The organism is Kitasatospora sp. NPDC004272 (assembly GCF_053603035.1).
On record NZ_JBSGET010000131.1, the window covers coordinates 1 to 24,767 of the forward strand.

18 protein-coding genes are annotated in these 24,767 nt (G+C 71.8%); 15 read left to right on the top strand and 3 right to left on the bottom strand.

Going from position 1 to position 24,767, the window contains the following annotated elements; all coding sequences use genetic code 11:
- Positions 1 to 315: 315 nt before the first annotated feature.
- Positions 316 to 1,602, top strand: a complete 1,287-nt coding sequence (gene clpX, locus ACWEO5_RS30425; RefSeq protein ID WP_014135752.1) for an ATP-dependent Clp protease ATP-binding subunit ClpX — start codon at positions 316 to 318, stop codon at positions 1,600 to 1,602.
- A gap of 113 nt (positions 1,603 to 1,715) precedes the next feature.
- Here the strand turns inward: clpX and ACWEO5_RS30430 are convergent, their stop codons facing one another.
- Together ACWEO5_RS30430 and ACWEO5_RS30435 are read right to left on the bottom strand one after the other, a co-directional pair.
- On the bottom strand, positions 1,716 to 2,513 hold the full coding sequence (locus ACWEO5_RS30430; protein WP_452165397.1) for a hypothetical protein: 798 nt from the start codon (positions 2,511 to 2,513) through the stop codon (positions 1,716 to 1,718).
- Between the two features lie 44 nt (positions 2,514 to 2,557).
- Positions 2,558 to 3,466: a hypothetical protein gene (locus ACWEO5_RS30435; protein WP_452165398.1), complete on the bottom strand. Its 909-nt coding sequence runs from the start codon at positions 3,464 to 3,466 to the stop codon at positions 2,558 to 2,560.
- A gap of 160 nt (positions 3,467 to 3,626) precedes the next feature.
- On the opposite strand from ACWEO5_RS30435, the gene ACWEO5_RS30440 reads away from it, so the two are divergent.
- Together ACWEO5_RS30440 and ACWEO5_RS30445 are read left to right on the top strand one after the other, a co-directional pair.
- Positions 3,627 to 6,266, top strand: a complete 2,640-nt coding sequence (locus ACWEO5_RS30440; RefSeq protein WP_452165399.1) for a valine--tRNA ligase — start codon at positions 3,627 to 3,629, stop codon at positions 6,264 to 6,266.
- Positions 6,267 to 6,539: 273 nt separating this feature from the next.
- Positions 6,540 to 7,070: a hypothetical protein gene (locus tag ACWEO5_RS30445; RefSeq protein WP_452165400.1), complete on the top strand. Its 531-nt coding sequence runs from the start codon at positions 6,540 to 6,542 to the stop codon at positions 7,068 to 7,070.
- 64 nt (positions 7,071 to 7,134) lie between these two features.
- On the opposite strand, the gene ACWEO5_RS30450 is transcribed toward ACWEO5_RS30445, so the two are convergent.
- Complete coding sequence (locus ACWEO5_RS30450; RefSeq protein WP_452165401.1) at positions 7,135 to 8,706, bottom strand: chitinase; 1,572 nt, start codon at positions 8,704 to 8,706, stop codon at positions 7,135 to 7,137.
- Between the two features lie 167 nt (positions 8,707 to 8,873).
- Between ACWEO5_RS30450 and folC the strand changes: the two genes are divergently transcribed.
- From folC to ACWEO5_RS30510, 12 genes are all read left to right on the top strand, one after another.
- On the top strand, positions 8,874 to 10,265 hold the full coding sequence (gene folC, locus ACWEO5_RS30455; RefSeq protein WP_452165402.1) for a bifunctional tetrahydrofolate synthase/dihydrofolate synthase: 1,392 nt from the start codon (positions 8,874 to 8,876) through the stop codon (positions 10,263 to 10,265).
- Positions 10,266 to 10,271: 6 nt separating this feature from the next.
- Positions 10,272 to 10,619, top strand: a complete 348-nt coding sequence (locus ACWEO5_RS30460; protein WP_452165403.1) for a DUF4233 domain-containing protein — start codon at positions 10,272 to 10,274, stop codon at positions 10,617 to 10,619.
- Positions 10,620 to 10,714: 95 nt separating this feature from the next.
- Positions 10,715 to 11,128, top strand: coding sequence for a nucleoside-diphosphate kinase (gene ndk / locus ACWEO5_RS30465; RefSeq protein ID WP_100836136.1), 414 nt, complete (start codon positions 10,715 to 10,717; stop codon positions 11,126 to 11,128).
- A 364-nt stretch (positions 11,129 to 11,492) separates the two neighbouring features.
- Entirely contained in the window at positions 11,493 to 12,518 is a 1,026-nt protein-coding gene (locus ACWEO5_RS30470) for a rod shape-determining protein (RefSeq protein WP_033217100.1), read from the top strand.
- A 69-nt stretch (positions 12,519 to 12,587) separates the two neighbouring features.
- Positions 12,588 to 13,523, top strand: coding sequence for a rod shape-determining protein MreC (gene mreC, locus ACWEO5_RS30475; protein ID WP_452165404.1), 936 nt, complete (start codon positions 12,588 to 12,590; stop codon positions 13,521 to 13,523).
- On the top strand, positions 13,523 to 14,167 hold the full coding sequence (mreD, locus tag ACWEO5_RS30480) for a rod shape-determining protein MreD (RefSeq protein ID WP_452165405.1): 645 nt from the start codon (positions 13,523 to 13,525) through the stop codon (positions 14,165 to 14,167). The genes mreC and mreD overlap by 1 nt, the downstream gene beginning before the upstream one ends.
- 21 nt (positions 14,168 to 14,188) lie before the next feature.
- On the top strand, positions 14,189 to 16,423 hold the full coding sequence (gene mrdA / locus ACWEO5_RS30485) for a penicillin-binding protein 2 (RefSeq protein ID WP_452165406.1): 2,235 nt from the start codon (positions 14,189 to 14,191) through the stop codon (positions 16,421 to 16,423).
- Entirely contained in the window at positions 16,420 to 17,619 is a 1,200-nt protein-coding gene (gene rodA / locus ACWEO5_RS30490) for a rod shape-determining protein RodA (protein ID WP_344550055.1), read from the top strand. The genes mrdA and rodA overlap by 4 nt, the downstream gene beginning before the upstream one ends.
- 87 nt (positions 17,620 to 17,706) lie before the next feature.
- On the top strand, positions 17,707 to 19,635 hold the full coding sequence (locus ACWEO5_RS30495) for a TIGR03960 family B12-binding radical SAM protein (RefSeq protein ID WP_452165407.1): 1,929 nt from the start codon (positions 17,707 to 17,709) through the stop codon (positions 19,633 to 19,635).
- Positions 19,636 to 19,730: 95 nt separating this feature from the next.
- Complete coding sequence (locus ACWEO5_RS30500; protein WP_452165408.1) at positions 19,731 to 20,357, top strand: hypothetical protein; 627 nt, start codon at positions 19,731 to 19,733, stop codon at positions 20,355 to 20,357.
- A gap of 133 nt (positions 20,358 to 20,490) precedes the next feature.
- Positions 20,491 to 21,264 carry a TIGR03936 family radical SAM-associated protein gene (locus tag ACWEO5_RS30505; protein WP_452165409.1) on the top strand — a complete coding sequence of 258 codons (774 nt, stop codon included), beginning with the start codon at positions 20,491 to 20,493 and terminating at the stop codon, positions 21,262 to 21,264.
- Positions 21,265 to 21,625: 361 nt separating this feature from the next.
- The coding region (locus ACWEO5_RS30510) for an Rne/Rng family ribonuclease (protein WP_452165410.1) at positions 21,626 to 24,767 on the top strand (3,142 nt) is incomplete at its 3' end.

The following is a 24,767-nucleotide window of genomic DNA, read 5'->3' on the forward strand; positions in this document are numbered from 1 at the left end:
TTACGATTTTGCTCCGGTAGTGTCGGGTGTTCATCCGTGTCCAGATCCGATGGGTGCGTACGTGACGTACGCACCACCCCGGGGCGTTCCGGTCCGGGCTCCCGTCCCGCACAATGGGCAGTCGGGTCCATGCGCCCGCGACGGCATCTGTTCGGTATCAATTCGCCCAGGGCGTAGGGCAGAGCGGTCGAAGTCGGCGGAAACAGCGGCTCGGCAGAGTACCGTCGGATACCAGACCGACCGCCGACGGCGCAGCCGGTCTCACAGCACCAGGCCCCGACCCCCGCGGGGCCCCTGGCGAAGGGGAAGCACCTCGTGGCACGCATCGGAGACGGTGGCGACCTGCTCAAGTGCTCGTTCTGCGGCAAGTCGCAGAAGCAGGTGAAGAAGCTGATCGCCGGGCCAGGCGTGTACATCTGCGACGAGTGCATCGACCTGTGCAACGAGATCATCGAGGAGGAGCTCGCCGAGAGCTCCGAGGTGCGCTTCGAGGAGCTCCCGAAGCCCCGCGAGATCTACGAGTTCCTGGATCAGTACGTGGTCGGGCAGGACCTCGCGAAGAAGGCGCTGTCGGTCGCGGTCTACAACCACTACAAGCGCGTCCAGGCCGGCGAGGCCGGGCGCAGCGGCAGCGGCCGGGACGACGCGATCGAGCTGGCCAAGTCCAACATCCTGCTGCTGGGCCCCACCGGCTCCGGCAAGACGCTGCTGGCGCAGACCCTGGCCCGGATGCTGAACGTGCCGTTCGCGATCGCGGACGCCACGGCGCTGACCGAGGCCGGCTACGTCGGCGAGGACGTCGAGAACATCCTGCTGAAGCTGATCCAGGCGGCGGACTACGACGTCAAGAAGGCCGAGACCGGGATCATCTACATCGACGAGATCGACAAGGTCGCCCGCAAGAGCGAGAACCCGTCGATCACCCGGGACGTCTCCGGCGAGGGCGTGCAGCAGGCGCTGCTGAAGATCCTGGAGGGCACCACCGCCTCGGTGCCGCCGCAGGGCGGTCGCAAGCACCCGCACCAGGAGTTCATCCAGATCGACACCACCAACGTGCTGTTCATCGTGGGCGGCGCGTTCGCGGGCCTGGAGCGGATCATCGAGGGCCGGGCCGGCGCCAAGGGCATCGGCTTCGGCGCGACCATCCGCTCCAAGCGCGAGGTCGACTCGGCGGACCACTTCCGCCAGGTGATGCCGGAGGACCTGGTGAAGTTCGGGATGATCCCGGAGTTCATCGGCCGCCTGCCCGTCATCACCAGCGTGCACAACCTGGACCGCGAGGCGCTGCTGCAGATCCTCACCGAGCCGAAGAACGCGCTCGTGAAGCAGTACCGCAAGCTGTTCGAACTCGACGGCGTGGAGCTGGAGTTCACCCGGGACGCGCTGGAGGCGATCGCCGACCAGGCGATCCTGCGCGGCACCGGCGCGCGCGGTCTGCGGGCCATCATGGAGGAGGTGCTGATGTCCGTGATGTACGAGGTGCCGTCCCGGCAGGACGTCGCCCGCGTGGTGGTCACCGGGGACGTCGTCTCCAAGCACGCGATCCCGACCCTGGTCCCGCGCGACATGATCAAGCGCGAGCGCCGGGAGAAGAGCGCCTGAGGCGCCGCCCGGCCCGCCACTGAGGGCAACGGGGAGGGGCCCCGCACCGTCGCCGGTGCGGGGCCCCTCCCCGTTGTGCGCCGCTCGCGCCTCGACCGCGGCGCGGCGGGGGGCTACTTGAGGATCTCGGAGGTCTGACGCAGCTCGCGGGAGTCGGCGGCGACCTTGTCGAGGGTGATGTCGTCGCCCTGCTCCAGGACGATCACCAGGGTCGAGTAGTCGGCCCAGGCGCAGACGTTGAGCTCGGTGTCGGAGCTGTTCACGACGGCGCAGGACATCGTGCCGCCGAGCGGCCCGGCGTCCACCGACTTCTTCTGGGAGACGGTGTCCCCCTCCTCCTCCATCTGCTTGAACTGCGCGTCGACCTGGGCCTCGGGCCGGGTGATCTTGCCGTAGCCGCCGGCGGCGACCACCAGCCGGCTCTGGTCGTCCGTGGTGTAGAGGGCCGCGACGGTGCCGTCCATCACCAGGTCGGAGTCCTTCTTGATGCTGTCGGCCAGCCCCTGGGCGGTGTCCGCGCCGGCCTCGCTGCTCATGCCCTGGAAGTTCGCGGGCAGGACCAGCTTGTACTTGCCGGTCTTGGAGACGGTGTCGTAGGCGAGGTAGCCGACCACGCCGGCACCGGCCAGGATCACCGCGGACACGATCGACAGCGTGATCCACAGGCCCTTGCGGGAGGACTTCTGCGGCGGAGCCGGGTAACCGGCCGGGTACCCGGGGGCGCCGGCCGGGTAGCCCTGGGGCGGGAGCGCCGCCCCGCCCCAGGACTGCTGCGGCTGCTGGGGCTGCGGGTAGCCGTACCCGGGCTGCTGCTGCGGGGCGCCGGGCGCGCCCTGCGGGGGTATGGGGGCGCCGGGGGCCTGCGGCGGCCCGAAACCGGACTGCGGCGGGCCGAACTGGTTGTCGGACACGGCTGGGGCTCCGTTCACACGTGAAGAAGAAGGTAGTGCGGGGTCTACTTGGCCACGGTGGAGGCGTCCCGGATCTGGCGGGCCAGCGCGGCCATCTGGTCGATCGAGAGCGGCTGGGCGGTCGGGTCGACGTCGCTCGCGCTGATGCTGCCCAGCGTGGAGTGGGTGGCGAAGACGCAGGCGGGCTGGTCCTGCGAGGTCTCCTTGCCGCTCACGGTGACGGTGATGTTGACCACCGCGCAACGCAGTTGGCTGCCCGGGTCCTTCGAGTCCTTGGCGTCGAAGCTCTTGAACTTCTGCTTCCAGGTGACCTTGCCGTCGCCGTCCGCCTCGCCGTTGGACTCGTCGAGGGTCTGCTCGACCTTGGCGACCATGGCGTTGGCGGCCTTGTTCGGGTCGTCCACGGTGCCCCAGGTGCCGCTCAGGCTGGCGACGCCGCCCTCGCCCTTCTGGAAGGAGATGCTGATCGAGGACTCGAAGGTGCCGGCGCCCTCCAGACCGGTCAGGCCGTTGCCGTCGCGGGCGGACTTCTTGGTGTAGCCCGCCACGCTCTCCGGGGCCGCGAGCTTGAACTTGGCCTTGGTGTCGGCGCCCTTGGCCGGGTCGGTGCTGTCACCGCCGCCCTTCAGGCCCCACCAGGCGCCGCCGCCGATCACGGCCAGCGTCACGATGACGATCACCGCGATCAGACCGCCGCGGCCCTTGGCCGGCGGGGGCGGCGGCGGGTAGCCGCCGTAGCCCTGCTGCGGCGGCACGCCGTACTGCTGGGGCGGCTGCTGGCCGTAACCGGGCTGCTGGCCGTAGCCGGGCTGAGGGGCGGGCGGCTGCTGCGGGTAGCCGTACCCGGGCTGCGGCTGGCCGTAGCCCGGCTGCGGGGGCGGCGGCGGAGCGCCGTAGGGCTGCTGCGGCTGCCCCTGCGGATACTGCTGCGGTCCCTGCCCCTGGCCGTACATCAGTCGTCAGTCTCCCCCGCCGCTTACGAGTCGCGCGGCCGTGTCATCGGTCGAATGGTCTACCATGCGGCACGCTATCGTACGGCCCCCCCGGCGCGCCCGAGTGGTCCGCGCACAATCGGTTCGTAACCGCGGTCCGGCCTTCCGTAAACTGTGCGTCGTGACCGACACGACGAACCAGCGCCCCACGAGCTCGCAGCCCGGGGCCGACGCAGCCACCCTCCCGACGACCTACGCCCCGGCCGAGGTAGAGGGCGAGCTGTACGAGCGCTGGGTCGAGCGCGGTTACTTCACGGCCGACGCGAAGAGCGAGAAGCCGGCGTACACCATCGTCATCCCGCCCCCGAACGTCACCGGCGCGCTGCACCTGGGCCACGCCTTCCAGCACACGCTGATGGACGCGCTGACCCGTCGCAAGCGGATGCTCGGCTTCGAGGCGCTCTGGCTCCCGGGCATGGACCACGCGGGCATCGCCACCCAGAACAAGGTGGAGCAGCAGCTCGCCGAGGCCGGCCTGTCCCGGCACGACCTGGGCCGGGAGGCCTTCGTCGACAAGGTCTGGGAGTGGAAGGAGAACTACGGCGGCCGGATCCTCGGCCAGATGCGCCGCCTCGGCGACGGCGTCGACTGGTCGCGCGAGCGCTTCACCATGGACGAGGGCCTCTCCCAGGCCGTCCAGACCATCTTCAAGAAGCTCTTCGACGACGGCCTGATCTACCGCGCCGAGCGCATCATCAACTGGTGCCCGCGCTGCCTGACCGCGCTGTCCGACATCGAGGTCAACCACGAGGACGTCCCCGGCGAGCTGGTCTCGATCCGCTACGGCGACGGCGCGGACTCGATCGTGGTCGCCACCACCCGGGCCGAGACCCTGCTGGGCGACACCGCGATCGCCGTCCACCCGTCCGACGAGCGCTACGCGCACCTGGTCGGCCGGACGGTCAAGCTGCCGCTCACCGACCGGGAGATCCCGGTCGTCGCCGACGAGCACGTCGACCCCGAGTTCGGCACCGGCGCCGTCAAGGTGACCCCGGCGCACGACCCGAACGACTTCGCCATCGGCCAGCGCCACAACCTGCCGAACCTGACGGTGATGGACGAGCGCGGCACCATCACGGTGCACGGCCCGTTCCTCGGCCTGGACCGGCACGACGCCCGCGCCGCCGTGGTCGGCGCGCTGCGCGAGCAGGGCCGGATCGTCGCGGAGAAGCGCCCGTACGACCACGCGGTCGGCCACTGCTCGCGCTGCAAGACCGTGGTCGAGCCGCGGCTGTCGCTGCAGTGGTGGGTCGACGTCAAGCCGCTGGCCAAGGCCGCGGGCGACGCGGTCCGCGACGGCCGGGTGCAGATCCACCCGAAGGAGCTGGAGCGCCGCTACTTCGACTGGGTCGACAACATGCACGACTGGTGCATCTCGCGCCAGCTCTGGTGGGGCCACCGGATCCCGGTCTGGTACGGCCCGGACGGCGAGGTCGTCTGCGTCGGACCGGACGAGCAGCCGCCCACCGGCGAGGGCTGGCACCAGGACACCGACGTCCTGGACACCTGGTTCTCCTCCGGCCTGTGGCCGTTCTCCACCCTCGGCTGGCCGGAGAAGACCCCGGACCTGGAGAAGTTCTACCCGACCGACGTGCTGCTGACCGGCCACGACATCATCTTCTTCTGGGTCGCCCGGATGATGATGTTCGGCCTGTACGCGATGGACGGCCAGGCGCCGTTCCACACCATCGCGCTGACCGGCCTGGTCCGCGACGAGTTCGGCAAGAAGATGTCGAAGTCCTTCGGCAACGTGGTCGACCCGCTGGACTGGATGGACGCCTACGGCGCCGACGCCGTCCGCTTCACGCTGGCCCGCGGCGCCAACCCCGGTGCGGACGTGCCGATCGGCGAGAGCTGGGTCCAGGGCTCGCGCAACTTCTGCAACAAGATCTGGAACGCCGTCCGCTTCGCCTTGATGAACGGCGCCACCGTCGAGGGCCCGCTGCCCGCGCCGGAGGAGCTGACCGCCGCCGACCGCTGGATCCTGTCCCGGCTGAACGCGACCGTCGCCGAGGCCGACGCCCTGTACGACGACTACCAGTTCGCCAAGCTCTCGGACGCGCTGTTCCACTTCGCCTGGGACGAGGTCTTCGACTGGTACGTCGAGCTCTCCAAGACCACGCTGAACGAGGGCGGCGTGCGGGCCGACCACGCCCGCCGGGTCCTCGGCGAGGTGCTCGACGTGACGCTGCGCCTGCTGCACCCGATCGTCCCGTTCGTCACCGACGCGCTCTGGACGGCGCTCACCGGCGCCGAGTCGGTGGTGGTCGCCGAGTGGCCGAAGGACTCCGGCTACCGGGACGCCGACGCCGAGTCGGAGATCGCCCAGCTCCAGCAACTGATCGTCGAGATCCGCCGGTTCCGCGAGGCCCAGGGCCTGCGGGACGCCCAGAAGGTCCCGGCCCGGCTGGCGCTGGCCGGCCACCGGCTGGAGGCGCACGAGGCGGCGATCCGCTCCCGGGTGCGCCTGACGCAGCCGGAGGAGGGCTTCCACGCCACCGCCTCGCTGCCGGTGGCCGGCACGACGGTCGAGCTCGACCTGTCCGGCACCATCGACGTCCCGGCCGAACGCAAGCGCCTGCAGAAGGACTTGGCGGCGGCCGAGAAGGAGAAGGCGCAGGCCAACGGCAAGCTCGGCAACGAGGCGTTCCTGGCCAAGGCACCGGACGAGGTGGTCGCCAAGATCCGCACCCGACTGGCGGCCGCCGAGGCCGACATCGAGCGGATCACCGCCCAACTCGCGGCGCTGCCGCAGGGCTGACCGCCCGTCAGGAAGGGCCGTCGCTCCCCCCGGGGGGCGGCGGCCCTCCGCCTTTTCCCGAGTTGTTCCCGGCGGTTTGTCAATTCCCTTGCCCGCGCGTCGCGGTACCGGTGGCGCACCCCCTATTCGGCGTCATTACGCGGCAATTGGCGTGCCGAGCCAATTGGAATGCATTGCGTTGCCGATCCCCGCGCGTTCAGCGACCTTTGCACTTCCGATGTGTACGGTGGGCGAAGTTCCCATTCGGGCGGGGCACGAACGGAGGGTGCGCGCATGATGGCGACCGGGGAGTTGGCCGACGAACTTTCGGAGGAACTTCCGAGGGGAGAGGTGGAGGCGGCCAAGGCCAGGGCAGCGACGCTGCTGCTGGCATTCCGGCACGGGAACCAGGTCGCCTTCGACACCGAGCTGGACCGGCTGCTCGCCGAGCACGTCGAGCGCGAAGTGGCCACCCTGCTGGTGTGGATCGCCGCCGAGGCGGTCCGCAAGGCGTACGCCCCCGAGGTCGCCGACCGGGTGCTGCGCGGCCTCGCCCGGCGCGCCCCGCACGACACCGCGCAGGTGCCGGTGGACGAGGAGGCGGCCGGGGCCGCCCTGCTGCTGGAGGCCGTCGCCGCGGGCGACGTGGCCGAGGTCCGCGCCCTGGTGGCCGGCACGCCCGACACCACCTACCTGCTCGGCGGCCTGGTGCAGGCGGTGGCGATGATGCTGCCGCTGCTGCCGGAGGGCGAGGCCGAGGAGATCGCCGCCGAGCTGCGCCGCCGGCACGCCGGCCGGCTGCCGACGCCCCGCGGCACGTACTGACGGATCGTCACTGCGCGCCCCGGGGCGGCTGGTTCCCGCCCCGGGACGCGCGCGCCGGATCAGGTCACGGCATCGCGTGCAGGTGCGCGCCGATCGTGTTGGCGATCGGGTTGCCCGCGGTGGCGTCCCAGTTGGTGGACCAGGTCATCGCGCCGCCGATCGTCGGCCAGGTCTGACTCGGCTTGAACGAACCGCAGTTGGTGCCGGAGGCCAGGCAGTCCAGCGCGTTGTTCACGGTCGCCGGGCTGATGTACCCGCCGCCCGCCGCGCTGGTGGACGCCGGGACGCCGAGGCCGACCTGGTCGGGCCGCAGGCCGCCCTGGAGCTGGATGCAGGCCAGGCCGGTGAGGAAGTTCTCGGTGCCCTGCGAGTACACGCCGCCGTCGCAGCCGAGCATCGCCCCGCTGTTGTAGTACTGCATGTTGACGATGGTCAGGATGTCCTTGGTGGCCAGCGCCAGCTTGAAGTACTCGCCGCCGGTGGACTGCATGCCGATGGTCTCCGGCGCCATGGTCAGCACGAACCCGGAGCCGACCTTGGCCGCCAGGGAGTGCAGCGCCTGCGCCATGTAGGTGGAGTTGACGCCGTTCTCCAGGTCGATGTCGATGCCGTCGAAGCCGTACTGCTGGATCAGGCCGTAGGCCGAGTCGGCGAAGTTGGCCGCCGCGGTGGAGTTGGCCACCGAGACGGTGCCGTTCTGCCCGCCGACCGAGATGATCACCTTCTTGCCGGCCGCCCGCTTGGCCGCGATGTCGGCCTTGAACTGGGCCTCGGTGTAGCCGCCGAGCTTGGAGGACAGCGTCGGGTCCAGGGTGAAGCTGAGCCCGCCCTGGGTGCTGGTGGCGTCCGCGAAGGCCACCGCGATGATGTCGTACGCGGCCGGGACGTCACTGATCCGCTGCGGGGTGGCGCCGTTGTAGAAGTCCTGCCAGTAGCCGGTCAGCAGGTGCTTGCGCTGCGGCGGCGCGGTCGGGCTGACGGTCGGGGACGGCGGGGGGCTCGACTGCGGGGGCGTCGGGGACGCCGAGGTGCTGTTCGTCGGCGTCGGGTCGACGATGACCGTCGGTGACGGCGAGGGCGACGGGCTGTTGGGCGCGGTGCCCGGGCCGACCAGCGAGACCTTGTCCACGGTGAACGGGGTCTGCCCGTACCAGCCGTGGAACCACACCGACACCGAGGTGGTGGACGCGCCGGTGGTGAAGGTCGAGGTCAGGGTGTTCCAGCCGGAGTTGGAGCTCCAGGTGGACGGGTCGGTGCCGCCGGTGCCGGTGACGCCCGCGAACACGTAGCCGCCCTGCACCACGGCGCTCAGGGTGTACGTCGAGTTCGGCAGCACGGTGACGCTCTGGCTGCAGTTGGCGTAGTCGGTGCCGGCCGGGGAGCCCTGCAGGTCCCAGCCGGTGGTGGCGTTGTTGACCGCGGTGACGGTCGGGCCGCAGGTCCACGGGCTGATGTGGTTGCCGGCCGCGAAGTCGCCGTTGGCGATCACGTTCACGCTGGGCGCGACGTCGGCGGTGGCCGTGCCGGTGCCGGCCATCAGCAGGCCGACCATGCCGGTGGAGGCCGCCACCAGGCCGGCGAGCAGGGCCCGTCCGGTGCGCCGGCGGGGCTGTGGTTGGGGCTGTAGTGCACGCATGCCATCTCCATGTGGGGGAGTGTCGATGGGGGTGCGGTGCGGGGAGCTTCGAGCGGGGAGCGGTGGGAGCGACTCACACGGTGGAGTAGACCAATTCCGGTGTCAAGAGGGCCTGCGCCCCGGGGCGCCCCGCCGGGCCGGGCGCACGGAGTCCTTAGACTGGCGGGGTGAGCGACAAGGCCGAGCCCAACCCCTACACCGTCCGTCCCGCCGACTCCGGCGGCACCGACCCCGAACTGCGCGCCGTCGAGGCCGAGCTGGCCACCCGCTGGCCGGAGAACAAGCTGGAGCCCTCGCGCGACCGGATCGAGGCGCTGATGGACATCCTCGGCCAGCCGCAGCGCTCCTACCCCTCGATCCACATCACCGGCACCAACGGCAAGACCTCCACCGCCCGGATGATCGAGCAGCTGCTCGGCGCCTTCGAGCTGCGCACCGGCCGCTACACCTCGCCGCACGTGGAGTCGGTCACCGAGCGGATCAGCCTGGACGGCGCGCCGATCAGCCCCGAGCGGTTCGTCGAGACCTACCGGGACATCGAGCCCTACGTGCGAATGGTGGACGCCGCCCAGCCGATCGCGATGTCCTTCTTCGAGGTGCTCACCGGCATGGCGTACGCGGCCTTCGCGGACGCCCCGGTGGACGTCGCGGTGGTCGAGGTCGGCATGGGCGGCACCTGGGACGCCACCAACGTGATCGACGCCCAGGTCGCGGTGATCACCCCGATCGGCCTGGACCACACCGACAAGCTCGGCGACACCACCGGGAAGATCGCGGTCGAGAAGTCCGGGATCATCAAGCCCGGCGCGCTCGCCGTGGTCGCCCAGCAGCAGCTGGACGCCGCCGAGCAGATCCTGCGCCGCGCCGTCGAGGTGGACGCCACGGTGGCCCGCGAGGGCATGGAGTTCGGCGTGCTGCGCCGCGAGGTCGCGATCGGCGGCCAGCTGGTCACCCTGCGCGGCCTCGGCGGCCACGAGTACCAGGACCTCTTCATCCCGCTGCACGGCGACCACCAGGCGCAGAACGCCGCCCTCGCGCTGGCCGCCGTCGAGGCGTTCTTCGGCATCGGCCAGGGCGGCGCCGAGCACCTGGACGAGGAGAAGGTCCGGCAGGCGCTGTTCGGCGTCTCCTCCCCGGGCCGGCTGGAGGTGGTCCGGCGCAGCCCCACCGTCATCCTGGACGCCGCGCACAACCCGCACGGCGCGCAGGCCGCCGCCGCCGCGATCGGCGAGGCCTTCGGCTTCACCAAGCTGGTCGGCGTGATCGCCACCAGCGGCGACAAGGACGTCACCGGCCTGCTGGAGGTCTTCGAGCCGATCCTCGCCGAGGTCGTGGTCACCCAGAACTCCACCCACCGCGCGATGCCGGTCGACCGGCTGGCCGCGATCGCCGTGGAGGTCTTCGGCGAGGACCGGGTGCAGGTCGAGCCGCGGCTGGACGACGCGATCGACGCCGCCGTCACCCTGGCCGAGGAGGAGGACCTCGGCGGCGCCGGCGTCCTGGTCACCGGCTCCGTCATCACGGTGGGCGAGGCGCGCCTGCTGTTCGGAAGGAAGTAACCGCAGATGCGCACCCTGTGCTCCTCCACGCTGATCGGCGAGGCGCTGCTGATCATGTTCGCCGGCCTGGTCGCGATGAAGCTCACCGACGTCGGCACCGGCACCATCTGGGCGGTCAGCGCGGCGGCGATCGTGCTGTGCGTGCTGCTCTGCGGCGCGATCACCCGCCCGGGCGCGGTGCAGGTCGGCTGGGCGCTGCAGGTGGCGGTGCTGGCCAGCGGGCTGGTGCTGCCGACCATGTACGTCTTCGGCCTCGTCTTCGGCGGGCTGTGGTGGTGCTCGGTGCACTACGGCCGCAGGATCGACGAGCTCAAGGCGCAGCGGGCCGCCGCCGCGGAGCCGGCCGCCGTCTGACCGCCGTCCGCCCGGCCCGTGACCGGCCTGGTCAACGGGCCGGGGTAGTGTCGGTGCCACAGTCAGGCACGACCGAACACCTCAGGAGCCGTACCGTGTCCCAGCGCACTCTCGTCCTGCTCAAGCCCGACGCCGTGCAGCGCGGCCTGGCCGGCGAGATCATCAGCCGGATCGAGCGCAAGGCCGGTTGGCGGTTCGCTGCGATGGAGCTTCGCACCTTCGACCGCGCCACCCTCGAACAGCACTACGCCGAGCACGTCGGCCGCGACTTCTACGAGCCGCTGCTGGGCTTCATGACCTCCGGCCCGTCGATCGCGCTGATCGTCGAGGGCGAGAACGTCGTCCCCGGCATCCGCGCGCTGGCCGGCGCGACCGACCCGCTGGCGGCCGGCGCGGGCACCATCCGCGGCGACTACGCGACCATCACCCGGGAGAACCTGATCCACGCCTCGGACTCCCCGGAGTCGGCCGAGCGCGAGATCAAGATCTTCTTCCCGGCCCACGCGTGAGGATCCGGTAGCGGTTCGGTGCCCCTGTCCCCATCCGGGCATGGGGCGCCGTTCACGGGGAAGCAGCAGCTCAGCGGCCGGATGGCAGGCCGGGTTGCTCCCTCTGGGCGTTAATCGTCAAATCACGGAACCCTACACTCCGACACGGCGTCCCAATGCCAGGAGAAGGCGATTCGCCCCCGGAGAATGGGCGGCACGCCGTACCCGCCGCCCGCGCTGACCGGCGTGACTACGATGGACCCAACTCACGGGCACGGAGCGGCTGCTCAGCCGCCGTCAGCCCTGCCGCGGGCCCGTACGGCCGGCCCGCTCCCCGCCCTTGATCCGAACTCGGGAAGGCACTCGACATCCCATGGCGAACAACCTGTCGTTTCTCGGCCGGGACCTGGCGATCGACCTAGGCACCGCGAACACGCTGGTGTACGTCCGGGGCAAGGGCATCGTGCTGAACGAGCCGTCGGTGGTGGCGGTCAACACCAACACCGGCGGGATCCTCGCGGTCGGGGCCGAGGCGAAGAAGATGATCGGCCGCACCCCCGGCAACATCGTCGCGATCCGCCCGCTCAAGGACGGCGTGATCGCCGACTTCGAGATCACCGAGCGGATGCTGCGGTACTTCATCATGAAGATCCACCGCCGCCGCTACCTGGTCCGCCCGCGGGTCGTGGTCTGCGTCCCCTCCGGCATCACCGGCGTCGAGCGCCGCGCCGTGGTGGAGGCCAGCATCCAGGCCGGCGCCCGCCAGGTGCACATCATCGAGGAGCCGATGGCCGCGGCGATCGGCTCCGGCCTGCCCGTGCACGAGCCCACCGGCAACATGGTGGTCGACATCGGCGGCGGCACCACCGAGGTCGCGGTGATCTCGCTCGGCGGGATCGTCACCGCCCAGTCCCTGCGGGTGGCCGGCGACGAGCTGGACAGCGCGATCGTCCAGCACATCAAGAAGGAGTACAGCCTGCTGCTGGGCGAGCGCTCCGCCGAGCAGATCAAGATGTCGATCGGCTCCGCCTTCGGCCTGGAGGGCGAGAAGGACGAGCACGCCGAGATCCGCGGCCGCGACTTGGTCTCCGGGCTGCCGAAGACCGTGGTGATCTCGGCCGCCGAGGTCCGCGAGGCCATCGACGAGCCGGTCAACTCGATCATCGACTCGGTCAAGACCACCCTGGACCAGTGCCCGCCGGAGCTCGCGGGCGACGTGATGGACCGCGGCATCGTGCTCACCGGCGGCGGCGCCCTGCTGCGCGGCCTGGACGAGCGGCTGCGCCGGGAGACCGGCATGCCGGTGCACATCGCGGAGAACCCGCTGGACTCGGTGGCGCTGGGGGCGGGCAAGTGCGTCGAGGAGTTCGAGGCGCTGCAGCAGGTACTGGACGCCCAGCCGCGTCGTTGAGCAAGGCAATTCGAATACACACCGAGCTGAGCTGATGAGCATTCAGCACGAAGGGGCGGCGGCGTCACCGTGAGGGACACCCGACAGAGTCGACTACTGCTGGTCCTGCTGGTCCTGGGGGCCTTCGCACTGATCACCGTGGACATCAAGGGCGGTGACGACTCGCCGCTCGGCGGTGCCCGCCGGGCCACCGCCGCCGCGCTCGGCCCGGTGGAGGACGCCGCGGCCTCCGCGGTCGACCCGGTGGCCGGCTACATCCGGGCGATCCGCGACGCGGGCACCCACCAGCAGCGGCTCGACCAGATCACCCGGGAGAACACCGAACTGCGCCAGAAGCTCGCCTCCTCGGACGCCGCGGCCGGGCGCAGCAAGCAGCTCGACGGCATGCTGCGCACCGCCGGGGCCGGCGGCTACACCGTCAAGGCCGCCCAGGTGATCGCGATCGGCGCCGCCCAGGGCTTCTCCTGGACCATCACCATCGACGCCGGCAGCGACGACGGCCTGACCCGGGACATGACCGTGGTCGACGGCCAGGGCCTGGTCGGCCGGATCACCACCGTCGCGCCCACCACCGCCACCGTGCTGCTCGCCTCCGACCCCGGCTTCACCGCCGGCGTCCGGCTGGAGGGCAGCGGCGAGATCGGCTTCGCCGCCGGCCAGGGCGCCTCGCCGATGAAGGTCGAGCTGCTGAACGGCCGGGCCCAGGTGAAGGCCGGCGACCGGCTGGTCTCCTTCGGCTCGCAGAGCGGCCGCCCGTTCGTGCCCGGCGTGCCGGTCGGCACCGTCAAGGAGGTGCAGGCCACCCCCGGCCAGCTCACCAAGACCATCCTGGTCGAGCCGTACGTGCAGTTCACCCGGCTCGACCTGGTCGGCGTGGTGGTGGTCCCGCCGCGCACCGACCCGCGGGACGCGGTGCTGCCGCCGGTGCCCACCGCCTCCGCCGGCGCCGACGGGAACCCGCAGGCGCCGATCGCCGCCGTACCGCCGACCACCGGGGGGAACTGATGCCGCGTGTGAACCGGATCCTGCTGTCCGCCGTGCTGCTGGTGCTGGCCCTGGTGATCCAGGTCAGCATCCTCGGCCGGCTCCAACTGCCCGGCGCCACCCCGGACCTGCTGATGCTGGTGGTGGTCGGCCTGGGCCTGGTGTACGGCCCCACCGGCGGCTGCGCCGTCGGCTTCTGCGCCGGCCTGCTGGCCGACCTCGCCCCGCCCTCCGACCACGCGGTCGGCCGGTACGCGCTGGTGCTGTGCCTCGTCGGCTACGGCGCCGGACTGCTGAAGCCGGAGGGCGGCCGGCAGCGCTCGGCGCTGTCCGCGCTGGGCGTGGTGGCGGTCGCCGCGGTGGTCTCCACCCTGCTGTACGCCACGGTCGGCGCCCTGGTCGGCGACACCGCGGCCCGGCACGTCGGCCTGACCGGCCTGGTGTTCAGCGCCCTGCTGTACGACGTGCTGCTGGCCCCGTTCACGGTGCCGCTGGTGATGCTGCTGGCCCGCCGCTTCGACGGCGACCGGGTGGTCAACGAGACGGAGCGCGGCGCGGACGGCGGCTCTGGCCTCGGAGCGCTGGCCCGCTACCGCACCACCCGCGAGCCCTCCGCCACCCCCTACAAGAAGAAGCGCGCGCTCGGCCTCGCCAAGCGCCCCTGAACCGGGACGGAGTCCGCGCACGTGAGCAACATCCCCGAGACCGGCCGGACCCGCCGGGTGACGATCCGGCTGGTCGTCCTCCAGGTGCTGGTCCTGTCGCTGCTGGCCACCCTCGGCGGCCGGCTGTGGTACCTGCAGATCCGCAACGGCAAGGAGTTCACCGAGAAGGCCCAGGGCAACCACATCCGCGAGGTGGTGGAGCCCGCCGTCCGCGGCGAGATCCTGGACGCCTCCGGGCGGATCCTGGCCGGCAACGAGACCAAGCTGGTGGTGTCGGTCTCCCGGACCGCGCTGCTGCAGCAGAAGGACCACGGCAAGGCCGTGCTGACCCGGCTCGCCGACGTCCTGGGCGTCCCGGCCGACGACGTCAAGAACAAGGTCCGGCTGTGCGACGCCAAGACGCCGCAGCCCTGCTGGAACGGCTCCCCGTACCAGCCGATCCCGGTCACCCAGCAGGCCACCACCCAGCAGGCGATGCAGATAATGGAACGCCGCGAGGACTTCCCCGGCGTCACTGCCCAGCCCACCGCGCTGCGCCGCTACACCAACGCGGAGGGCGCCAGCGCGGCCCAGATCCTCGGCTACCTCTCGCCGGTCACCGACGACGAGGTCACCAAGAGCGCCGACAAGGCCGGCCGGGAGCGCCGGCTGCCCTCCGACCAGATCGGCCGGGCCGGCCTGGAGTCGGTGTACGACGACGACCTGCGCGGCACCACCGGCGTCGACCGGCTGGAGGTCGACAACCTCGGCCGGGTGATCGGCAGCGCCGGCAACACCCCCGCGCAGTCCGGCAACAACCTGGTCACCTCGATCGACGCCCGGGTGCAGAAGGTGGTCGAGGACCAGCTGGCCCAGGCCATGGCCGAGGCCCGCAAGGTCTACGACAAGGAGACCAGCCGGAACTACATCGCCGACTCCGGCGCGGCCGTCGTGATGGACGTGCACACCGGCCGGATCGTGGCGATGGCCAGCGCCCCCACCTACGACCCCAACCTGTGGGTCGGCGGCATCTCCGCCAAGGACTACGAGGCGCTGAACAGCAAGGACTCCAACTACCCGCTGATCAACCGGGCCATACAGGGTCAGTCCGCCCCCGGCTCCACCTTCAAGGTGATCTCCACCACCGCCGCCGTGCAGGCCGGCTACGACCTCAACGGGCACTACCCGTGCCCGAAGTCGCTGACCATCGGCGGCCGCGAGTTCAAGAACTTCGAGAGCGAGCAGTTCGGCGACATCTCGCTGGAGAAGGCGCTCGAAGTCTCCTGCGACACCGTGTTCTACGGCCTGGCCTACGACCAGTGGATGAAGGACGGCGGCCTCAAGCCCAAGAAGGACGCCCAGGACTGGTTCTTCAAGACCGCCCACGAGTTCGGCCTCGGCGCCAAGACCGGCGTCGACCTGCCCGGCGAGGTGGCCGGCCGGGTCCCCGACCGGCAGTGGAAGCAGTCGTACTACGACGCGATGAAGAACTCCTGGTGCGAGCAGGCGGCCAAGGGCGGCCACGAGTACGCCGACGAGATCGCCCGCGAGAACTGCGCCGACGGCAACCAGATGCGCGCCGGTGACATGGTCAACTTCGCCATCGGCCAGGGCGACACCCTGGTCACCCCGCTGCAGATGGCCCGGATCTACTCGGCGCTCGCCAACGGCGGCACGCTCTACCGGCCCACCATCGGCAAGGCCGTGGTCAGCCCCGACGGCACCCTGGTGCGCGACATCGCCCCGCACGAGGACGGCAAGATCCCGGCCCAGGGCAAACTGCTGGAGTACATCGACCAGGCCACCGCCGGCGTCATCACCTCCGGCACCGCCGCCTGGAAGTTCACCGGCTCCGGCTGGCCGCAGGGCAAGATCGAGCTGCACGCCAAGACCGGCACCGCCGAGGTCGCCGGCAAGCAGACCACCTCCTGGCTGACCACCTACAGCGGCGACTACGCGGTGGTCATGACGATCAGCCAGGGCGGCACCGGCTCCGGCGGCTCCGGCGACTCGGTGCGCCGGATCTACCAGGCGCTGTACGGCGTCGACGACAAGGGCAACATCGACAACTCCAAGGCGCTGCTGCCCAAGCCGCAGGCCGAACTACCCAAGTTCAACCCGGACGGCACCGCGATCGTCCCCACCGCCTTCAGCTACGAGCCCGGCGCGACCTTCCTGGACCCGGCCCCGCCGGCCCAGGCCGACCAGGTGGCGAGCGTGCTGCTGGCCGCCGTCGAACCCACCCGCGGCGGCGGGTACGGAAGGGGCCGGGCATGACCCCGTACGACTCCTACCGCAACTTCCGGCTGTCGCCCCGGCGCTCCTCGCTGGGCCGGGCGCTGGCCAAGGACTCCCCGCTGCGGCGGCTCGACTGGATCATGATCCTGGCGGCGCTGGCGCTCTCCCTGGTCGGCTCGCTGCTGGTCTGGTCCGCCACCCGCGGCCGGGACTCGCTGACCCACGGCGACCCGCAGTACTTCCTGTACCGGCACCTGACCAACCTGATGATCGGCCTCGGCCTGTGCGCGGCGGTGATCCTGCTCGGCACCCGCCGGCTGCGCACCGCGGTGCCGTTCATCTACCTGGCCGTGATCCTGCTGCTGTTCGCGGTGCTCAGCCCGCTCGGCTCGACCATCAACGGCGCGCACTCCTGGATCCAGTTCGGCGGCGGCTTCTCCATCCAGCCCGCCGAGTTCGCCAAACTGGCGATCGTGCTGGGGATGGCCGTGGTGCTGTCCTCCCGGGTCGACGCGGGCGAGCGGGAGTTCCCGCCCACCCGCAGCGTGCTGCAGTCGCTCGCGGTGGCCGGCTTCCCGATGGCCGTGGTCATGCTGATGCCGGACCTCGGCTCGGTGATGGTCATGGTGGTCACCATGCTCGGCGTGCTGATGGCCTCCGGCGCCGCCAACCGCTGGGTGATCGGCCTGCTGGCCGGCGGCACCGCCGGGGCGCTGGCGATCTGGAAGCTCGGCATCCTCAGCCAGTACCAGATCGACCGCTTCGCGGCCTTCGCCAACCCGGCCCTCGACCCGGCCGGCGTCGGCTACAACACCGCGCAGGCCCGGATCGCGATCGGCTCCGGCGGCCTGACCGGCATGGGCCTGTTCCACGGCACCCAGACCATAGGGCAGTTCGTCCCCGAGCAGCAGACCGACTTCGTGTTCAGCGTGGCCGGCGAGGAGCTCGGCTTCGCCGGCGGCCTGCTGATGCTCGGCCTGCTCGGCGTCATCCTGTGGCGCGCCTGCCGGATAGCGCGCCAGGCCACCGACCTGTACGGGACGATCCTGGCGGCCGGCGCGGTCACCTGGTTCGCCTTCCAGGCGTTCGAGAACATCGGCATGAACCTCGGCATCATGCCGGTCGCGGGCATCCCGCTGCCGTTCGTCTCCTACGGCGGCTCCTCGATGTTCGCGGTCTGGATCGCGATCGGACTGCTGCAGTCGGTGCGCTCCCAGCGGCCGATAGGGATCTAGCGCCGGTCGACGGTGTGGAAACGGTGACCCTCGGGGCTCGGCTACCCTGAAGGGTCACTGCTTTTTCTGCCGCAAAGGTCCTCGTACATGACTGTCGAATCGGTCTTCCCACGCCTGGAGGCCCTCCTCCCGCACGTCCAGAAGCCGATCCAGTACGTCGGTGGCGAGCTCAACTCGACCGTCAAGGACTGGGACTCCTGCGACGTGCGCTGGGCGCTGATGTACCCGGACGCCTACGAGGTCGGCCTGCCCAACCAGGGCACCATGATCCTCTACGAGGTGCTGAACGAGCGCGAGGGCGTCCTCGCCGAGCGCAGCTACAGCGTCTGGCCGGACCTGGAAGCGCTGATGCGCGAGCACGGCGTCCCGCAGTTCACCGTCGACGCGCACCGGCCGATCAAGGCGTTCGACGTGTTCGGCCTGTCGTTCTCCACCGAGCTCGGCTACACCAACATGCTGACCGCGCTCGACCTGGCCGGCATCCCGCTGAACGCCGCCGACCGCACCATGGACGACCCGGTCGTCCTGGCGGGCGGCCACGCCGCGTTCAACCCCGAGCCGATCGCCGACTTCATCGACGCCGCCGTGATCGGCGACGGCGAGCAGGCCGTCCTCGACATCACCGACATCGTCCGGGCCTGGAAGGCCGAGGGCCGCCCCGGCGGCCGCGACGAGCTGCTGCTGCGGCTGGCCAGGACCGGCGGGGTGTACATCCCGCGGTTCTACGACGTCGAGTACCTGGCCGACGGCCGGATCGGGCGCGTCGTCCCGAACCGCCCCGGCGTGCCGTGGCGGGTCTCCAAGCACACCGTGATGGACCTCGACGAGTGGCCCTACCCGAAGCAGCCGCTGGTCCCGCTCGCCGAGACCGTGCACGAGCGGATGTCGGTGGAGATCTTCCGCGGCTGCACCCGCGGCTGCCGCTTCTGCCAGGCCGGCATGATCACGCGCCCCGTGCGGGAGCGAAGCATCACCGGCATCGGCGAGATGGTGGAGAAGGGCCTGAAGGCCACCGGCTTCGAGGAGGTCGGCCTGCTCTCGCTCTCCTCCGCCGACCACTCCGAGATCGCCGACATCACCAAGGGCCTGGCCGACCGCTACGCCGAGGACAAGGTCGGCCTCTCGCTGCCCTCCACCCGGGTCGACGCCTTCAACATCGACCTGGCCAACGAGCTGTCCCGCAACGGCCGCCGCTCCGGACTCACCTTCGCCCCCGAGGGCGGCTCCGAGCGGATCCGCAAGGTCATCAACAAGATGGTCTCCGAAGAGGACCTGATCAACACGGTGGCCGCCGCGTACGGCAACGGCTGGCGCCAGGTGAAGCTGTACTTCATGTGCGGCCTGCCCACCGAGACCGACGAGGACGTCCTCCAGATCGGCACCATGGCGAAGAACGTGATCGCCAAGGGCCGCGAGGTCACCGGCAGCAACGACGTCCGCTGCACGGTCTCGATCGGCGGCTTCGTCCCCAAGCCGCACACCCCCTTCCAGTGGGCCCCGCAGCTCTCCGCCGAGGCCACCGACGAGCGGCTCACCAAGCTGCGCGACTCGATCCGCGGCGACCGCAAGTTCGGCAAGAACATCGGCTTCCGCTACCACGACGGCAAGCCCGGCATCATCGAGGGCCTGCTCTCCCGCGGCGACCGCCGGATCGGCGCCGTCATCCGGGCCGTCTACGAGGACGGCGGCCGCTTCGACGGCTGGCGCGAGCACTTCTCGTACGACCGCTGGATCGCCTCCGCCGAGAAGGGCCTGGCCGGCACCGGCGTCGACGTCGACTGGTACACCACCCGCGAGCGCTCCTACGAGGAGGTGCTGCCCTGGGACCACCTGGACAGCGGCCTCGACAAGGACTGGCTCTGGGAGGACTGGCAGGACGCGCTGGAGGAGGTCGAGGTCGAGGACTGCCGCTGGACCCCGTGCTTCGACTGCGGCGTCTGCCCGCAGATGGACACCCACATCCAGGTCGGGCCGACCGGCAAGAAGCTGCTCCCGCTGACGGTCGTCAACGGCTGACGCGGCCTCACCCCGCAGGGCCCCCGCCACGACCTCGTGGCGGGGGCCCTTTGCCTGGGTATTACCATCGCCCGAACGGCCTACGGGGAGTGACGATGGTTCAGCAGCAGGGGCAGCCGCAGCAGGGCGGGGGGTGCCTGGTCGCGGTGGTGCGGCCGGTGGTGGTGGCGGTCGTGGTGCCGCTGCGGCTGCTGTGGGAGCTGGTGGTGCTGATCGGCCGCGGCGTCGGCTGGGTGGTCGACAAGGTGCTGCTGTGGCCGCTGCGGCTGCTGTGGCGGTACCTGTTGCGGCCGCTGCTGAGGTGGCTGGTGGTCGAACCGCTGCGGCTGCTGTGGCGGTACGTGCTGGAGCCGGTGCTCGGGTTCCTCTGGAACTACGTCCTGGAACCGGCCTGGAACGGGACGGTCGCCGTCGCCCGCGGCTTCGGCAAGGTGATCGCCTGGCTCGGGTACTACCTGGTCGCGGTGCCGCTGCGGGCCTGCTGGCGCTGGGTGCTGGTGCCGATCGGCAAGGCGTTCCACCACGGGTTGTGGCGGCCGGTGCTGTTCCCGGTGCTGCGCGCGCTGTGGCTGGCGTTCCGCTGGTCCTGGCGGATCGGCGGCCGGATCTGGCGCTTCACCGTGGTGGCCCCGTGCCGCTGGGTGCGCCGGAGCGTCTGGTGGCCCGTCAAGGCGGAGATCCGCCGGGTGGCCCGGGAGGTCCGCCGGGTGCTGTTCGGCTGACGCACCGCGTACCCTTGGTGAGGACAAGGTCCGGCCGGAGCCGCACGCGGTGCGAGGCCGGACGGGGACAACTGACGAAGGACTGAGCCCCCTGGCACGCCGCACGCCCGACGGTCCGCCGCCCGCGCCGACGGTGCAGCGCATCCGTCTCCGCTACACCAAGCGCGGCCGTCTGCGCTTCACCAGCCACCGGGACTTCCAGCGGGCGTTCGAGCGCGCGCTCCGCCGCTCGGCCGTCCCGATGGCCTACTCCGCGGGCTTCACCCCGCACCCCAAGGTCTCCTACGCCAACGCCGCCCCGACCGGCACCGCCAGCGAGGCCGAGTACCTGGAGATCGGCCTCGCCGAGCGCCGCGACCCCGAGGCGCTGCGCCGCCTGTTGGACGAGTCGCTGCCCCCCGGCCTGGACGTCACCGAGGCCGTCGAGGTCGCCACGAGCAACTTCGTGGAGCGGCTGGAAGCCTCCGAGTGGCTGCTGCGCCTGTCCGGCGTGGAGCCCGCCGAGGCCGAGAAGGCCGCCGCCGCGTTCCTGGCCGCCGACGCGGTCGAGGTCCAGCGGATGACCAAGAACGGCCTGCGCACCTTCGACGCGCGCGCCGCCGTCGCCGCCATCGGACTCGCCCCGGCGGACGCCGCCCTGGTCGGGATCGGTGACAACACGGCCACGGACGGTGCGGACGATGTTCGTACGGGTGCTCCCTGTGCGATACTGCGCCTGGTAGTACGACACGCCACACCCGCCGTACGACCCGACGACGTATTGTCCGGTCTCCGTTCGACGGCCGACCTGGCGCCGCCGGTCCCCGCAGAGGTGACCAGGCTGGCGCAGGGGCCGCTCGACGAGCAGACCGGCACGGTGACCGACCCGCTGGCGCTCGACCGCGCCGCGGCCGAGGTCGGCCGGTAGGCCGCCCCGCCGCGCGCAACCGCCGTCCGCCGAGCGGGCGGGAGCGCAGGCACGGAGAGAACTCCGGGCCTGCTGCTTCCCGGCCCCCGCGGCTCCCCAGGGGAGCGAGCGTCGTCGCGCGCAGGCCCGGCCACCCCCTCGGCCAGGCCCTTGAAAACTGAGAAGACTGGTCAGACCAGAAGACTTTTCGCCTCCCCGCGCCCCGCGGGGGGCGAGCGAGACTACGAGCCCCTGTGCGGCCTCGCGTCCGCACGACGGCACCGTGGGAGCCGGACCGCCCGAAGCGGCCTCCGGCTGGTGAACGCGGTGGAGCGTCGTGCCAGGACGCGGAGCCCGGGGGCCTGACGGGAGACACACCCGCATGCTCGAAAACACCGAACCGCAGCCCGCTGCGGCCGACAACAACGACAACGGCCCCGCCGAGGGCGTCTCCGCGGCCCCGCCGCGGCGCCGCCGCCGGGCGGTGTCCCGCCCGGCCGGTTCGCCGCAGGGCGCCGCCGGCGAGGGTGCCGAGACGGTGGTCGCTCCCGCGCCCGCCGCCGAGGAGCCTGCGGCTCCGGCCACCGAGGCCGAGCCCGCCGCCGAGAAGCCGGTCCGCGCCCGGCGCACCCGCAAGCGCGTCGAGGCACCGGCCGGTGCGCCGGAGGCGCCCGCCGCGGCCGAGCAGCCCGCCGCCCCGGCGGCCGAGACCGAGCCGGCCGCCGCCGTCGAGAGCGAGCCGGTGGCCGAGGAGAAGCCGGTCCAGGCCCGCCGGACCCGCAAGCGTGCCTCCGCCCCCGTGCAGTCGCCCGCCGCGGCCGAGGAGCCCGCCGAGGGCGTCGAGCCCGCCGCCGAGCGCGTCGAGGCCGTCGCGGAGGCCGAGCCGGCCGCCGTCGAGGCCGAGCCGGTGGCCGAGGAGAAGCCCGTTCGGGCCCGCCGGACCCGCAAGCGTGCCTCCGCCCCCGTGCAGTCGCCCGCCGCGGCCGAGGAGCCCGCCGCCGAGGCCGTCGAGGCCGTCGAGGAGGAGCCGGAGGCCGAGCCCGAGCCGGTCGTCGAGGCCGTCGCGGAGCCCGAGCCGGTCGTCGAGGCCGAGCCGCCGCGCGCCCGCCGCCGGGCCGTCCGCCCGTCCACCGCGATCTTCCAGGCGCCGGTGTTCCAGGAACCCGCGCCCTACGCCGCGCAGCCCGCCAAGGCCGCCGCGCCCGCCGCGCAGCCTGCCAAGGCCGCCGAGCCGGCCCCGGCCGTCGTGGCCGAGCCCGAGCAGACGGCCGCCGAGGAGGAGTTCGAGTACAGCGGCGTCGGCCGCCGCCGCCGGGTCCGCACCGCGGTGCGCGTCCAGCAGCCGGCCAAGCCCGCGAAGGCCGCCGCGCAGCCCGCCAAGGCCGCCGCGCCCGCCGCCGCCAAGGCCGCCGCCCCGGTCGAGGCCCCCGCCGAGGTCGAGGCGCCCGCCGCCGGCCCCGAGCAGGACGCCGAGTGGGAGGACGACCGTCCGTCCCGCCGCCGTCGTCGCGGTGGCCGTCGCCGCCGCCGCGGTGAGGCCGAGGACGCGCACGAGACGGCCGAGGCCGAGGCCGCCGAGGCCGAGGAGGAGGCGTCCCACGAGGAGGCCGAGGACCACGACGAGGCCGAGGACGACCAGGACGACGACCTGGCCGCCGGCCTGTCCTCCTCGCGCCGCCGCCGTCGCCGTCGCCGCCGCAGCGGCGAGGGCGGCGCCGAGCAGCCCGAGACCACCGAGGACGGCGTGCGCACCGTGGTGAAGGTGCGCGAGCCGCGCCGCCGCTCCGCCGAGCCCGCGTTCGACCCGGACGAGGTGCAGTCGATCAAGGGCTCCACCCGCCTGGAGGCCAAGAAGCAGCGCCGCCGCGAGGGCCGCGAGCTGGGCCGCCGCCGGGTCCCGATCATCACCGAGGCCGAGTTCCTGGCCCGCCGCGAGTCCGTCGAGCGGGTCATGGTGGTCCGCCAGAACGGCGCCCGCACCCAGATCGGCGTGCTTGAGGACGGCGTGCTGGTCGAGCACTACGTCAACAAGGAGCAGGCCACCTCGTACGTCGGCAACGTGTACCTGGGCAAGGTGCAGAACGTGCTGCCGTCGATGGAGGCCGCGTTCGTCGACATCGGCAAGGGCCGCAACGCCGTGCTGTACGCGGGCGAGGTCAACTTCGGCGCGCTCGGCGGCCACGGCGGCCCGCGCCGGATCGAGTCGGTGCTGAAGTCCGGCCAGTCCGTGCTGGTGCAGGTCTCCAAGGACCCGATCGGCCACAAGGGCGCCCGCCTGACCAGCCAGATCTCGCTGCCCGGCCGCTACCTGGTGTACGTGCCCGAGGGCTCGATGACCGGCATCTCCCGCAAGCTGCCGGAGAACGAGCGGGCCCGCCTCAAGCAGATCCTCAAGAAGATCGTCCCGGACGACGCGGGCGTGATCGTGCGCACCGCCGCCGAGGGCGCCTCCGAGGAGGAGCTCACCCGCGACGTCCAGCGCCTGCAGACGCAGTGGGAGGAGATCCAGAAGAAGGCCGCCACCGGCAACGCCCCGGCGCTGCTCTACGGCGAGCCCGACATGACCGTCCGGGTGGTCCGCGACATCTTCAACGAGGACTTCACCAAGGTCATCGTCAGCGGCGCCGACGCCTGGAGCACCATCCACGACTACGTCTCCAACGTCGCCCCCGACCTCACCGAGCGCCTGCAGAAGTGGACCTCGGACGTCGACGTGTTCGCCACCTACCGGATCGACGAGCAGCTGATGAAGGCGCTGGACCGCAAGGTCTGGCTGCCCTCCGGCGGCTCGCTGGTGATCGACCGGACCGAGGCGATGGTCGTCGTCGACGTCAACACCGGCAAGTTCGTCGGCCAGGGCGGCAACCTGGAAGAGACCGTCACCCGCAACAACATCGAGGCGGCCGAGGAGATCGTCCGCCAGCTGCGGCTGCGCGACCTCGGCGGCATCATCGTGATCGACTTCATCGACATGGTGCTGGAGTCCAACCGGGACCTGGTGCTGCGCCGCCTGCTGGAGTGCCTGGGCCGCGACCGCACCAAGCACCAGGTGGCCGAGGTCACCTCGCTGGGCCTGGTCCAGATGACCCGCAAGCGGGTCGGCCAGGGCCTGCTGGAGTCCTTCTCCGAGCCCTGCGTGCACTGCAACGGCCGCGGCGTGATCGTCCACATGGACCAGCCCAGCCACAACCACAGCCACGGCTCGCACGCCGCCGCGGCGGCCGGTGCGGGCGAGGGCGGCGGCAAGCGCCGCCGCCGGGGCCGCGGCGGGGCCGGGAACGCCGAGGCGGACGCGGTCGAGAGCACCACCGAGGCGATCGGCTCGGTGGAGCCCGAGGAGGTGGAGGAGGCCGTCGAGGCGGCCGAGGTCGCGCTCGACGTCGTCGAGGAGCTGGAGCCGGTCGAGGCCTTCGCCGACGCCGAGGTCGTCGAGACCGCCGCCGAGCCGGTGGCGGAGGAGAAGCCCGGCCCGGTGGAGATCCCGCCGGCCGCCCCCGCGACGGCGGGCCGCCCCCGGCGCCGCG